Origin of the sequence: Flavobacterium defluvii (assembly GCF_900129555.1) — a bacterium.
GTDB lineage: Bacteria > Bacteroidota > Bacteroidia > Flavobacteriales > Flavobacteriaceae > Flavobacterium > Flavobacterium defluvii.
Map to the genome: position 1 here is coordinate 92,277 of NZ_FQWC01000004.1, position 13,861 is coordinate 106,137.

Annotated in this window: 11 protein-coding genes; 4 read left to right on the plus strand and 7 right to left on the minus strand. The window is 34.2% G+C overall.

Annotated features, from left to right (window positions below):
• Window positions 1-178: 178 nt before the first annotated feature.
• Window positions 179-490 carry a GNAT family N-acetyltransferase gene (locus tag BUC29_RS10810; protein ID WP_244160818.1) on the plus strand — a complete coding sequence of 104 codons (312 nt, stop codon included), beginning with the start codon at window positions 179-181 and terminating at the stop codon, window positions 488-490.
• On the opposite strand, the gene BUC29_RS10815 is transcribed toward BUC29_RS10810, so the two are convergent.
• From BUC29_RS10815 to BUC29_RS10845, 7 genes are all read right to left on the minus strand, one after another.
• Complete coding sequence (locus BUC29_RS10815; protein ID WP_073416164.1) at window positions 487-1,917, minus strand: anion permease; 1,431 nt, start codon at window positions 1,915-1,917, stop codon at window positions 487-489. The genes BUC29_RS10810 and BUC29_RS10815 overlap by 4 nt on opposite strands.
• Window positions 1,918-1,938: 21 nt before the next feature.
• On the minus strand, window positions 1,939-3,033 hold the full coding sequence (locus tag BUC29_RS10820) for a porin (protein WP_244160819.1): 1,095 nt from the start codon (window positions 3,031-3,033) through the stop codon (window positions 1,939-1,941).
• A gap of 230 nt (window positions 3,034-3,263) precedes the next feature.
• Window positions 3,264-4,697, minus strand: a complete 1,434-nt coding sequence (locus BUC29_RS10825; RefSeq protein WP_073416166.1) for an anion permease — start codon at window positions 4,695-4,697, stop codon at window positions 3,264-3,266.
• A gap of 24 nt (window positions 4,698-4,721) precedes the next feature.
• Window positions 4,722-5,876, minus strand: a complete 1,155-nt coding sequence (locus BUC29_RS10830) for a porin (protein WP_073416167.1) — start codon at window positions 5,874-5,876, stop codon at window positions 4,722-4,724.
• Window positions 5,877-6,074: 198 nt separating this feature from the next.
• Window positions 6,075-7,709: an ABC-F family ATP-binding cassette domain-containing protein gene (locus BUC29_RS10835; protein WP_073416168.1), complete on the minus strand. Its 1,635-nt coding sequence runs from the start codon at window positions 7,707-7,709 to the stop codon at window positions 6,075-6,077.
• Window positions 7,710-8,339: 630 nt separating this feature from the next.
• On the minus strand, window positions 8,340-9,515 hold the full coding sequence (locus tag BUC29_RS10840; protein ID WP_073416169.1) for a GlmU family protein: 1,176 nt from the start codon (window positions 9,513-9,515) through the stop codon (window positions 8,340-8,342).
• Between the two features lie 302 nt (window positions 9,516-9,817).
• The gene (locus BUC29_RS10845) at window positions 9,818-10,072 is read right to left on the minus strand and encodes a type B 50S ribosomal protein L31 (RefSeq protein WP_011921626.1); all 255 of its coding nucleotides are present in this window, start codon (window positions 10,070-10,072) and stop codon (window positions 9,818-9,820) included.
• A gap of 249 nt (window positions 10,073-10,321) precedes the next feature.
• Here BUC29_RS10845 and BUC29_RS10855 point away from each other — a divergent pair, with 249 nt between their 5' ends.
• The 3 genes from BUC29_RS10855 to BUC29_RS10865 all read left to right on the plus strand — a co-directional run bounded on the left by BUC29_RS10855 (window position 10,322) and on the right by BUC29_RS10865 (window position 13,632).
• Entirely contained in the window at window positions 10,322-10,852 is a 531-nt protein-coding gene (locus BUC29_RS10855; protein WP_073416171.1) for a DUF4199 domain-containing protein, read from the plus strand.
• 9 nt (window positions 10,853-10,861) lie between these two features.
• Window positions 10,862-11,818, plus strand: coding sequence for a glycosyltransferase family 2 protein (locus BUC29_RS10860; RefSeq protein WP_073416173.1), 957 nt, complete (start codon window positions 10,862-10,864; stop codon window positions 11,816-11,818).
• 86 nt (window positions 11,819-11,904) lie between these two features.
• Complete coding sequence (locus tag BUC29_RS10865; protein WP_073416175.1) at window positions 11,905-13,632, plus strand: phospho-sugar mutase; 1,728 nt, start codon at window positions 11,905-11,907, stop codon at window positions 13,630-13,632.
• The last annotated feature ends 229 nt before the right edge of the window (window positions 13,633-13,861 follow it).

Genomic DNA, 13,861 nt, shown 5'->3' on the forward strand with positions numbered 1-13,861 from the left:
ATGCAGGAAAAAAGGCTAATTTTTCAATGTATAGAGAACTTTGCAAAATAATTTCATATTGAAAATCAAATGATTAACTTTGCATACCAAATCAACCTAACTTAAAGATCTTTTTAAAAGATTTTTATTAACCACATATTACGTTCTTTTTCTAATATTTTTTATTTCACCCAAAAACATGACAAATATGGAACCTACTGCAACTATGGAAATCAAAGACAACACTTTTGCAAGACAATTTGAAACTGTAATCCCCGAGGGGATGCTAAGCGTTGAATATTCTTTTCAGGAAAAAAAGATTTTTTTGACGAAAATAAACACGCCTGAAAATTTTGAAAACCAGCCTGTAATTGATACTCTGCTTAAAAACATTATGGAATTAAGCACTGAAAAGAAATTTAGAGTTGTGCCGATTCATCCCAAAATCGCAACGTTTTTCAAAAAAAATCCAAAGTACAAAGAGTTATTGCCACCGGGTATCCGAATTTAAAAATCTCCGATTACCCAAAGCCATAATCCTCCTATTACCATATAAATAAAAAGCATTACGAGTCCGGTTATTAAACCTTTGACCCACCAGCTTTTTAAATCGACATATCCGCTCCCAAAGAAAACGGGAGCCGGACCGTGTCCGTAATGCGTTAAAGTTCCGTAAATCGAACCCATAAATCCAAGCATAAAAGCGAGAAGCAATCCCGGAATTCCAAGTGAAACTCCAACTCCTAAAAGCGCTGCATACATAGCCGCTACGTGAGCCGTGGCGCTTGCAAAAAGATAGTGGCTGAAAAAATATACTAATATTATTATCGGAAAAGCCATCTGCCAGCTTAATCCGCCTATTTGTGCTTTTACAACATTACTAAACCAGCCTATAAAACCTAATTCGTTTAGCGAACTGGCCATCATTACCAAAACCGAAAACCATACAATAGTATCCCAAGCGCTTTTTTCGGCTTTTACATCATCCCAGGTTAAAACTGAAGTTAACAGCAGAATAACTAATCCGATAAAAGCGGTTGTAGTAGCATCAATAGAGAACAAATCGCCTGTCATCCACAGAAATAATAATATAAAGAAAGTCAGGAGCATCATCCACTCGTTGCGGGTAATGGGTCCCATTTCTTTTAATTTTTGAGAAGCAATCTGCGGAGCGTCACCTGTTTTTTTTAACTCAGGCGGATATATTTTGTATAACACAAACGGAATCACAAAAAAAGCGCATAAACCCGGAACAATCGCCGCCGCAGCCCAAGACATCCAGGTTATTTTAATGCCTAAATTGAGTGCAAACTTCTGACACATTGGGTTACTGGCTGTTCCGGTAAGAAACATTGATGAGGCTATTAAATTCATATTATAACAGTTCAATGTTAAATACGACCCTAATTTGCGATGTGTTTCAGGCTGTTCGGGCAGTGAACCAAAACTCATTGACATTGATTTCATTATGGGATAAATAATTCCGCCGCCGCGTGCAGTATTACTTGGTACGGCTGGTGCCAAAACTAAATCAGCAAGACCTAAACCGTAGGCCAGACCAAGAGAGCTTTTTCCAAATATTCTAATAAACAAAAAAGCAATTCGGTTTCCTAAACCCGTTTTTATAAATCCGCGGGCTATGAAAAACGAAATTCCGATAAGCCAGATTACTTTGTCTCCAAAACCTTTTAATGCCATGGTAATTGATTTTCCGGGATCGCCCGGTGCCAGTACTTGCGTGAAAGCTGTTAAAGCAATTGCAATCATACACATAGTTCCCATTGGTGCTGCTTTTAGAATAATTCCTAAAATTGCGGCAACAAAAATGGCAAATAAATGCCACGCTTCAATGACTACTCCAGTTGGCGCAGGAATAAACCAAATTGCAATTCCAACTGCAAGTGTAATCAGGGTTTGCGGAATTTGTACTTCTTTCATAATTATAGCTTTTGAATTAAACTACAGTCTGCACTGAAACTGAATTATAAATAAATTATCACTATACGTTGATGTATCTGGGATGTTTCGATCAAAATGATCTATCTCAAATCCCATTTCTATACGACCTGTATATGCTTTTCCAAATTCTAAACTTATCATTGGCGTATAGGTTTGTCTTACGTTTGAATCTATTTTATAACTGGGATCAAATCTTTCATAACGACAGGATAATTCCAGAGAAGTCAATTTTTTATAATCGATTTGGTATCTTACATTAGGAAGAAAATAAATACCGCGCATTTGGTAATCGGCAACATCATCTGTTCTCGAGTCGACGGGTAAAGAAAAATACAAATTATGGTTTGTTCCTTGTTTGTATTCTATCTGCAAATCAAATGTAAAGCGATCTGTAAGTCTAAAATCGCTGGTAATATCGGCGCCAACGGCATATACTTTTTCTTTGGCATATTTTCCGATACCGCCATTTAATCCTAGATTAATTTTATGCTGTTTTGATAATCCAAAAACAAATCTCGAAGAATATTGTTTTCCGTTGTCATTGTCTTTTTCCTGATTTTTTCCATTTCCATTTAAAACAGAAACTGAATAATTTACAGGCATTTTTCCAATGTCAAAATTTCCGGTTGCTGAAGCTCCTATTTGAAAACTGGTCCAGCCATTTTTTCCAAATTCATAATATTGATTAGAGAAATCAAAAGATTTAATGATATCGACAGGAACTAATTCTTCTATACCAAAAGCAGGACGAAACTGTCCTCCTAAAACAGCTATGTATTTATTGAAAGTATATTTTGCGTAAGCGTTTTCAAGAACTTTCCCTTTTGTGTCTGATTTAAAATCGGCAAGATTTACCAGAATAACAACTTCTGTGGCTTCGCTAAGTTTTGTGTTTAGCCCAACACGCATTCTTTTTATATCAAATGAGCTTTGGGTAACGTCACCTGTGGAGTGATGAACTCCTAAAACATCTACATTGTCTCCAAAACTTTCCAGATATCTGGCCTGAAAAAGACCTTTAAACTGAAATTGGGGATATTTAATACTACTTTCAGAATCTACTGCTTTTTGAGTTTCGGCAGTCTGGGCATTCATAAAAAGTGGTATTAGAAAAACAAAAGCAATTCTTATTAGTAAAGGTGTATTCATACGCTCCAGAAATAAAAAATTAAACTTCGCTTTCTGTTTTTAAAAACAGCTAATGATGTTTTTGGAAAACACTATACCAAATTACTAAAAAAATCAATACTTGTAAAAATTATTGCATTAAAAATACAAAAGGCATAAGAAGTAACTTATGCCTTTTAAAATATTTTAATTATTTATCAATTTGTATATCCCAATAAATTTAGCCATAATCCTCCAACGACCAGATAAATCAGTAACATTGCCAGTCCTGTAATAAGCCCTTTTATCCACCAGTTCTTTAGATCGACATAACCGCTTCCAAAATAAACCGGTGCAGGTCCGTGTCCGTAATGTGTCAATGTTCCATACACAGAACCTACAAATCCCAACATAAAAGCCAGAAACAGTCCAGGAACTCCAAGTGAAACTCCAACGGCTAACAATGCTGCATACATTGCCGCAACATGGGCTGTTGCACTTGCGAAGATATAATGACTAAAAAAGTAGACAGAAATAATAATTACAAAAGCTATTTGCCAGCTTAGACCTGTCATTTGTGCTTTTACAATTTCGCTAAACCAGCCAATAAATCCTAATTTGTCTAATGAGCTGGCCATCATTACCAAAACTGCAAACCAAACAATTGTATCCCATGCTCCTTTTTCACCTTTGACATCTTCCCATGTCAGTACTGATGTAAGAAGTAAAACCACTAAACCAATGAATGCTGTGGTAGTTGCATCTATTGAAAACAAATCTCCGGTCATCCACAGAAATAATAAGATAACAAAGGTTAAAAGCATTAACCATTCATTTTTTGATACTGCCCCCATTTCTTTTAATTTCTGAGCAGCTACTTTTGGAGCATCGCCTGTTTTCTTTAATTCTGGCGGGTAGATTTTATATAATAAAAATGGAATTACAAAAAATGCGGTTAAGCCGGGAATTAAAGCTGCAATTGTCCATGATGTCCATGAAATATGTATGCCCAGATTTTCTGCAAATTTTTGACACATCGGATTACTTGCTGTTCCTGTTAAAAACATTGACGATGCTATAAGATTTACGTTATAACTGCTCAAAGTAAGAAAGGCTCCCAGTTTTCTTCTGGTTTCCGGTTTATCAGGATCTGAATCAAAATTCATGGACATTGATTTCATAATAGGATAAATTATCCCGCCGCCTCTGGCCGTATTACTCGGTACGACAGGTGCTAAAACTAAATCTGCCAAACCCAATCCGTATGCTAATCCTAAGGAACTTTTACCAAATATTTTTATGAATAAAAAAGCTATTCGGTTTCCTAATCCTGTCTTTATAAAACCTCGGGCAATAAAAAATGAGATCCCAATAAGCCATATTACTTTATTACCAAAACCGCTTAAAGCAAAGGTTATAGAATCTCCTGCACTTTCTGGTGCTAAAACCTGAGTAAAAGCAGTAACCCCAACTGCGATCATACACATAGTCCCCATTGATGCAGCTTTTAAAATAATTCCGAGAATTGTTGAAATAAAAATTGCGAATAAATGCCATGCTTCTGGCGTAAGACCAGATGGAGTTGGAACAAACCAGATTATCAAACCTATTACTAATGTAATAATTGATTTTTTTATGTCTATTTCTTTCATGATTAGTATTGTTAAAAATTAATTTTAGAAAAATCTCCCTTGAAATTGTATGATAAATAAGTTATTATCATATATAGAAGTGTTTGGAATATTACGCTTGTAGTTGTCAAACTGCATTCCCATTTCGATACGGCCGGTATAACCTTTTCCAAACTCCAAACTTGCCATAGGTGTATAGGTCTGTTTCGCATTTGAATCTATTTTGAAATTCCTGTCAAAATATTCATATCTGCATGAAAATTCTATTGCTGTTAATTTTCGATATTGTATCTCATATCTTAGATTAGGCAGGAAATACGCTCCTCGCATTTGATATTCGTTAAGATTTGAAGTTCTCGCATCTGGAGCTAATGAATAATATAAGTAATGATTAATTCCCTGTTTTGCTTCAAGTTGTGTTTGCAGTATAAATTTGTCTGCCAACTTAAAATCGGCAGTAAGATCAAGACCAAGTGCAAAAACTTTGTTTTTATAAACTTCACCAATACCGCCATTAAGACCAAAATTGATGTTATGCTTTTTATCCAATTCAAAACCCAGACGTGTTGAATACTGCTTTCCGTTATCCTTATCTGAAACCTGATCTTTTCCATTTCCGTTTACTGCTGAAACAGCATAAGTAACGGGCATTTTTCCTAAATTAAGACTTCCGAACATACAAGCTCCAATTTGAAAACTTGTCCATCCATTATTTCCAAATTCTGAGTATTGATTTGAGTAATCAAATGATTTAAGAATATCCGCCGGGTTTAATTCCTCGATTCCAAAAGCTGGTCTGAACTGCCCTACTAAAAAGCCAATATTTTTATTAAAAGTATATCTTGCAAACGCATTTTCGAGGACTTTGCCTTTAGGATCTGATTTGAAATCTGCAAAATTTGCCAGCACTACAACATCAAAACTTTCTCCTAATTTAGTTGTAACTCCCAACCGCATTCTTTTAACATCAAAGGTATCTTCTACCGCTTTATCATCCGAATGATGAAGTCCGCTTACTGCGTCAACTCCATTAGTAAATCCACTTAAATACCTCGCCTGAAAAAGACCCTGAAATTTGAATTGTGGATATTTTACTTCTGTCTTAGAATTAGAATCTATTGTTTGTCCATTCGATAAAAATGGAAATAATAAGCCCAATAGAAAAGCCTTAAAAACTGAAAAATTATGTATTCGATTCATAACTATAAAAATTAAATTCAATCCAAAAACAAACTTTAAATAAGTTTATTCTTACAGTAAATTTAATTTTATGTCAGTTCTAAAAACCTGATTTAAATCATCATTTTAATTATTATTAACTTTTAGCTTTTTTAATATTAGGCACAAAAAAAAGCATAAGAATTAACTTATGCTTTCTATGATTATTTGTATTTTAACTTATTTTTCAATCTCTCTCATCGAATCCATTTTTTTATGAGCAAGGAAACCTGCCACATCTTCAAAGTGTTCTTTCACTCTTTTGTTTCCAAATTCAAAAACTTTAGTTGCCAATCCGTCAAGGAAATCACGGTCGTGAGAAACCAAGATCAGAGTTCCGTCAAAATCACGTAAAGCATCTTTAATAATATCTTTGGTTTTCATGTCAAGGTGATTTGAAGGCTCATCCAGAATTAACAAGTTCACTGGCTCCAGCAACAATTTAATCATTGCCAGACGAGTTTTTTCTCCTCCAGAAAGCACTTTTACTTTTTTAGTGATATCATCTCCCTGAAACATGAAAGCTCCTAAAATATTTTTAATCTGAGTCCTGATATCTCCAACTGCAATACTATCAATTGTTTCAAAAATGGTTGCGTTTTCATCTAATAAAGCGGCTTGATTTTGAGCAAAATAGCCAATTTGTGCATTATGTCCGATTTCAACACTTCCAGAATCAACGCCAATTTCTTTCATGATTGCTTTAATCATGGTTGATTTTCCTTCTCCGTTTTTTCCAACGAAAGCTACTTTCTGCCCGCGTTCGATTACAATATTTGCATCTTTAAAAACCACATGATCGCCGTACGATTTAGACATTTCTTTTACAATAACAGGATATTGTCCGGAACGTGCTGCTGGCGGGAATTTTAATCGTAATGCTGATGTATCTACTTCATCAACCTGAACTATTTCAAGTTTTTCAAGCATTTTTACACGAGACTGAACGGCATCTGTTTTTGAGAATGTTCCTTTAAAACGCTCAATAAAAGCACGATTTTCTGCAATCATTTTTTGCTGTTCATCGTATGCTTTCTGCTGGTGAATACGGCGGTCTTTTCTTAATTCTAAGTAATGAGAATATTTTGCTTTGTAATCGTAAATTCTTCCCATTGTAACCTCGATCGTTCTATTTGTAATATTATCGACAAATGCTCTATCGTGCGAAATTACCACAACCGCTTTTGCCTGAGTCAACAAGAAATCTTCTAACCACTGAATACTTTCAATATCCATGTGGTTCGTTGGCTCATCCAGTAAAATCAAATCTGGTTTTCTCAATAAAATCTTAGCTAGTTCGATACGCATTCTCCATCCTCCAGAAAATTCAGAAGTCTGACGTGTAAAATCTTCACGTTCAAATCCAAGACCTGTTAGTACTTTCTCTACTTCAGCTTCGTAATTTACTTCTTCGATGGCATAAAATTTCTCGCTTAAGTCCGAAACTCTTTCGATTAATTTCATGTATTCATCACTTTCATAATCAGTACGAACTGTCAATTGTTCGTTGATATTGTCGATTTCAGTTTTCATTTTAAAAATTTCGCTGAAAGCTTTAGATGCTTCTTCCATAACCGTTGCTCCGTCTTCTGTAAGGAGATGCTGCGGCAGATAAGCAATTACAGCTTCTTTTGGAGCTGAAATATTTCCTGTTGAAGGTTTATTTACTCCGGCAATAATTTTTAAAAGTGTTGATTTTCCTGCACCATTTTTACCCATAAGGGCAATTTTATCATTTTCATTAATAGCAAAAGAAACATCGCTAAAAAGGGTTGTTCCGCCAAACTGAACCGAAATATCGTTAACTGTAATCATTTGTTTTTTGTGAATTTGTTTAATCGGTTAATCGTTTATCCGACTACCCATTTTTTTTGTGCTGCAAAGATAGATTAATTAGATAATTAGGCAATTACAAAATGTGGCAATTTATCAATTAGATAATTTTGAGAATGTTTTCATTCTGTTCATTAAACTGGACTGAAGTCCATCTCTACAATATAAAATGTTCCTTCGGAACAACAAAAGAGCCATCGGCTCAATATATTTTGTAGGGCTGGACTTCAGTCCAGTTAATATTATAGATATGCAAAAACAAAACCCGGCAGTTTTTAAAAAACCTGCCGGGTTTATTTGAATTTTCTAATTGCCTAATTATCTAATTAATCTTTTCTCCATTTTTTAGTTTCTTCAAAAATGTGTTCTAAGATTGCCTTTTCTGTTTCGTCGAATTCAATATTTCTTCGACTCTTAACCGGACTAAAGTCCAGCCCTACAATATAGATCGAGCCGAAGGCTCTTTCAAGTTTCGAAGGAACGAATTGTATTGTAGGGCCGGATTTTAGTCCGGTTTACCCATGCAACGACATTTATAAAAACAACAAAACCCGGCAGGTTTTTTAAAACCTGCCGGGTTTATTTGAATTTTCTAATTGCCTAATTATCTAATTAATCTTTTCTCCATTTTTTAGTTTCTTCAAAAATGTGTTCTAAGATTGCCTTTTCTGTTTCGTCGAATTCAACATTTCTTCGGCTCATAACTAATCTGGCTGTTTCAAAGGCTTTTTTAGTTACATAAGTTGTAAATCCTGCTGCACCGCCCCAAGAAAAACTCGGAACAAAATTGCGAGGAAATCCAGAACCAAAAATATTGGCACTTACTCCAACAACAGTCCCGGTGTTAAACATTGTATTTATTCCGCATTTACTGTGATCCCCCATCATTAAGCCACAAAACTGAAGTCCTGTTTTTGCAAAACCTTCTGTTTCATAACTCCATAATTTAACTTCTTCGTAGTTGTTTTTTAGGTTTGAATTATTTGAATCTGCTCCAATATTACACCATTCCCCTAAAACAGAATCTCCTAAAAATCCTTCATGCCCTTTATTTGAATTTGCAAAAAGAACTGAATTTTTAACCTCACCGCCTATTCTTGATCCCGGACCAACAGTTGTTGCCCCATAAACCTTAGCCGACATTTTTACCATTGCATTTTCGCATAAAGCAAAAGGACCTCGAATTACAGTTCCTTCCATAATTTCGGTATTTTTACCTATATATATAGGTCCGGCAGAAGCGTTTAAAGTTACAAACTCTAATTTTGCCCCTTCTTCTATAAAAATATTTTCAGGCGCAATTACATTTACACTTTTAGGAATTGGCTGCGATTTTCTATCTTCAGTTAAAAAAGCAAAATCGGCACGAATGGCAGCATCATTTTTTGAGAAAATATCCCAGGTATGTTCAACTGTTAGACATTCTTCATTATACTGAATAATTTCGTACGAATCAAAATCGACTTCTTCCTGATTTTCTGTTGTAAAAAATGCAATTACATCTTCTCCTTTAAAAATCGCCTGATTGGCTTTTAAATCAGTAATTAATTCAACGAGCGCATCATTTGGCAAATACGCTGCATTTATCATTACGTTTTCTTCCATTTCTACCATTGGGAATTTGGCAGACAAGTAATCTTCGGTAATGGTTGTTATAGTCGAACCTAAACGGGTTTCCCATTTTTGGCGAATTGTCATAATACCTATTAAAATATCAGCAACTGGTCTGGTAAAAGTAAAAGGTAATAAAGCATTCCGGACGGGACCGTCAAAAAGAACGTAATTCATAAAATTAATTTAATGTGTTAAAATTTGTTTGGTTACCAAGGCCAAAGTTACAAATATTTATGTGTTTCATTAAGTATGTTTTTTCTGATAGGATATGTTTTTTTATAACAGCCACGACTCGACCGAAGGGACAGACGAAGTAATTCACCAATTTTACTTATTGCAACTATTAAAAGAATGATAATAAAATAATTCGTGAATTACTTCGTCTGTCCCTTCGGTCGAGTCGTGGCGAACAAAAAATAAGTCCATAAAAAAAGCCTTCCAAATCTGGAAGGCTTTCTATATAATTTAAACAGCTATTATTTTTTAGCGTGTTTTGCATATTTAGTTTTGAATTTATCAATACGTCCTGCAGTATCGATAAGTTTAGATTTACCAGTATAAAAAGGGTGAGATGTTCTAGAAATCTCCATTTTTACAACTGGATACTCAACTCCGTCAACTTCAATTGTTTCTTTTGTATCTGCAGTAGATTTAGTGATAAAAACGTCATCATTTGACATGTCTTTAAATGCAACTAATCTGTAATTTTCTGGGTGAATTCCTTTTTTCATCTTTCTTTTTATTTATTGTTTGGAACATTTTCATTTTGAGGCTTTTTCATGGTTAGAAAAAGGTATAAATAAAGAATGTTCTTTTTTGTTTAAAATTTTAATTAATTTTGAGTGTGCAAATTTACAATTCTTTTTTAATAAACAAATACTTAGCTTACTTTTTTTTAGTTTATTTCGAAAAGCTTTTTTTATCTCCGATTATAGTGGGAATTACTATATTTGTGGATTAATTTTAAAACACATAGAAATATGATTAATGAAGTTATAAAAAGAAATGGTATTAATTATGGTATAATTATCGGAATTGCATCTGCATTAATTACTGCTACAATTTATGCAATCGATTTGAATTTATTTGTTTCCTGGTGGTTTGGACTGCTTGGTATTGCAATAAATGTAACAATATCAATAATTTTACTTTCTAAAACCAAAAAGGAATTAAATGGCATTTTTACTTTCAAAGATGCATTTACTACTTATTTTATAGCTGCTGTAATCGGTATTTTAATTTCTACCTTATTTAATATTGTCTTATTTAATGTTATTGATCCGGGAGCTAAAGACACTTTAAGCGAAATCATGATAAAATACACAGTCGGAATGATGCAAAAATTTGGTACTCCTGCTTCTGCAATCAACGAAACTATTGCTAAAATGAAAACAAGCAATCCTTATTCTACAGTAGAATTATTAAAAGGATCAATTTTTGCTATTGTAGTCGTTTCTATTTTCGGATTAATTTTCGCAGCATTTTTTAAAAGCAAATCTACACAAGAATAAAAATTATAAATGAATCTATCTATACTTATACCGCTTCTAAACGAGGAGGAATCGCTTAAAGAACTCTACACATGGATTATTAAAGTGATGCAGTCTAACAATTACTCTTATGAAATCATTTTTGTAGATGATGGTAGTACAGATGATTCCTGGAATATTATTGAAAGCTTTTCTAACGAAAACCCGAATGTAAAAGGAATTCGTTTTATGAAAAACTTCGGAAAATCTCAGGCATTGCATGCTGGTTTTGCAAAAGCAAAAGGCGATGTTATTATCACTATGGATGCCGATCTGCAAGACAGTCCGGATGAAATTCCTGAATTGTATGACATGATTACCAAAGAAAAATTTGATTTGGTTTCTGGCTGGAAAAAGAAACGCTATGACTCTGTTGTGGCAAAAAATTTACCTTCAAAATTATTTAACTGGGCAGCCAGAAAAACTTCGGGTGTTGAGTTAAACGATTTTAACTGCGGGTTGAAAGCATATAAAAATGTTGTGGTAAAAAACATTGAAGTTTCGGGCGAAATGCACCGTTATATTCCAGTTTTGGCTAAAAATGCCGGTTTTGCAAAAATTGGCGAAAAAGTAGTTATTCACCAGGCAAGAAAATACGGAGAAACTAAATTTGGAATGGAGCGTTTTATAAACGGCTTTCTTGACTTAATTACAATCTGGTTTTTATCACGCTTCGGTAAAAGACCAATGCACTTATTTGGCGCAATGGGTTCGATTATGTTTATAATCGGTTTTTTATCTGCCGGATATATTGGCGTTTCTAAACTATATCATATGTATAGTGGAGTTAAATATACTTTGGTAACTAATAATCCGTGGTTTTATATCGCATTAACTACGATGATTTTGGGGACACAGCTTTTCCTTGCCGGGTTTTTAGGTGAAATTATTTTAAGAACCAAAAACAACGAAGCCAGATATAAAGTAGCACGTGAAGTAAATTTTTGACACAAATCAGGAAAAAAAAATCTTTTTGAGTCAAACTAAACTTTAAAGAAAAACTATCTTTATTTAAAACATTAAAAAACATTACAATGAATATTGCACCTAATATATTAAACGCAGTAAACGAATGGCTGACGCCAACATTTGATCAGGAGACACAAGCGGCTGTTAAAGAATTAATGACAACGTCTCCAAAAGAACTTGAAGAAAGTTTTTATAAAAACCTTGAATTTGGAACCGGCGGAATGCGCGGTGTTATGGGCGTTGGAAACAACAGAATTAACAAATATACACTTGGAAAAAACACACAAGGTTTATCTGATTATCTACATCAGGTTTTCCCAAATCAGCCTTTAAAGGTTGTAATTGCTTACGACTGCCGTCATAATAGTAATACTTTGGCAAAAGTTGTGGCTGATGTTTTCTCTGCAAATGGAATTCAGGTTTATTTATTCTCGGATTTAAGACCAACCCCGGAATTATCTTTTGCCCTTAAATATTTAGGATGCCAATGCGGAATTGTTCTTACAGCATCGCACAACCCGCCAGAATATAACGGATACAAAGTGTACTGGCAGGACGGCGGACAAATTGTTCCTCCGCAGGATGGCGAAATAATTAAAGTTATCGAAAGTTTAAGCTACGATAAAATCAAATTCAATACAAACGAAAGTCTAATCCAATACATTGATACTGAAATCGATAAAGCGTTTGTAAAATCATCTATCGAAAACGCAAGTTTTAATACTCCGGCTGAAGCCAAAGACAATCTTCATATTGTTTTTACTTCACTACACGGAACTTCTATCAAATCTATTCCAGACGTTTTATCGCAGGCTGGTTATAAAAATGTACACATTGTTCCTGAACAAGCCGTTCCGGATGGAGATTTCCCAACAGTAAAATCTCCAAATCCAGAAGAACCAGAAGCTTTGACAATGGCTTTGGCTTTGGCAGACAAAACAAATTCTGATATTGTAGTTGGCACAGATCCTGATTGTGACCGCTTAGGTGTTGCCGTTAGAAACAACGACGGTAAAATGATTTTGCTTAACGGAAACCAAACGATGGTTTTAATGACTTCTTTCCTTTTAAAACAATGGAAGAAAGCCGGAAAAATTAACGGAAAACAATTCGTAGGGTCAACTATAGTTTCGACTCCAATGATGATGGAACTGGCCACAAGCTACGGAGTTGAATGCAAAGTCGGTTTAACAGGATTCAAATGGATCGCTAAAATGATTAAAGATTTCCCTGAACTTCAATTTATTGGCGGTGGAGAAGAAAGCTTTGGCTTTATGGTTGGCGATGCCGTTAGAGATAAAGATGCTGTTGCTGCTACATTATTAATATGCGAAGTTGCTGCTCAGGCAAAAGCTGCAGGAAGCTCAGTTTACAAAGAACTTTTACAGCTTTATGTAGAGAACGGTTTCTACAAAGAATACTTAGTTTCTTTAACTAAAAAAGGAATGGAAGGTTTAGAAGAAATCAATCAGATGATGATCAACTTACGTCAAAACCCTCTGAAAGAAATTAACGGTCAGCGTGTAATTATGGTTGAAGATTATCAATCATCGACTGCATTGAATTTATTGACAAATGAAGAATCTACAATGGATATTCCAAAATCTAATGTTTTAATTTATTATACAGAAGATGGTTCAAAAATTTGTGCAAGACCAAGTGGAACTGAGCCTAAAATTAAATTTTATATCAGCGTAAATGCTGAATTAGAATCGGTTGCAGATTTTGATGAAGCAGAAAGTTTCTTAGATCAAAAAATACAAAATATCATTGCAGACATGCAATTGAAATAATAAAATGAGTTGCAAACTCTTTTGTACAGCTGATTAAGTTCGACATATAGAACTCTGATTTACATTTAAAACAAATGCAAATCAGAGTTTTTTAATAAAAAAAACTAAAAAAAAATTGAAAACAAACCAATTGGATTAATTTTGTGCAGTAAAAAATCCCCAAAACAAATTAATTGTAACCAAAAAATATTGCTAAATCTCGAATGAGCAATACCAAAAGCAGAAAAAA

Bases quoted from the DNA above. Each gene is read 5' to 3' on its own strand.
- BUC29_RS10810 (WP_244160818.1), top strand. From the start codon at position 179: ATGACAAATATGGAACCTACTGCAACTATGGAAATCAAAGACAACACT.
- BUC29_RS10815 (WP_073416164.1), bottom strand. From the start codon at position 1,917: ATGAAAGAAGTACAAATTCCGCAAACCCTGATTACACTTGCAGTTGGA.
- BUC29_RS10820 (WP_244160819.1), bottom strand. From the start codon at position 3,033: ATGAATGCCCAGACTGCCGAAACTCAAAAAGCAGTAGATTCTGAAAGT.
- BUC29_RS10825 (WP_073416166.1), bottom strand. From the start codon at position 4,697: ATGAAAGAAATAGACATAAAAAAATCAATTATTACATTAGTAATAGGT.
- BUC29_RS10830 (WP_073416167.1), bottom strand. From the start codon at position 5,876: ATGAATCGAATACATAATTTTTCAGTTTTTAAGGCTTTTCTATTGGGC.
- BUC29_RS10835 (WP_073416168.1), bottom strand. From the start codon at position 7,709: ATGATTACAGTTAACGATATTTCGGTTCAGTTTGGCGGAACAACCCTT.
- BUC29_RS10840 (WP_073416169.1), bottom strand. From the start codon at position 9,515: ATGAATTACGTTCTTTTTGACGGTCCCGTCCGGAATGCTTTATTACCT.
- BUC29_RS10845 (WP_011921626.1), bottom strand. From the start codon at position 10,072: ATGAAAAAAGGAATTCACCCAGAAAATTACAGATTAGTTGCATTTAAA.
- BUC29_RS10855 (WP_073416171.1), top strand. From the start codon at position 10,322: ATGATTAATGAAGTTATAAAAAGAAATGGTATTAATTATGGTATAATT.
- BUC29_RS10860 (WP_073416173.1), top strand. From the start codon at position 10,862: ATGAATCTATCTATACTTATACCGCTTCTAAACGAGGAGGAATCGCTT.
- BUC29_RS10865 (WP_073416175.1), top strand. From the start codon at position 11,905: ATGAATATTGCACCTAATATATTAAACGCAGTAAACGAATGGCTGACG.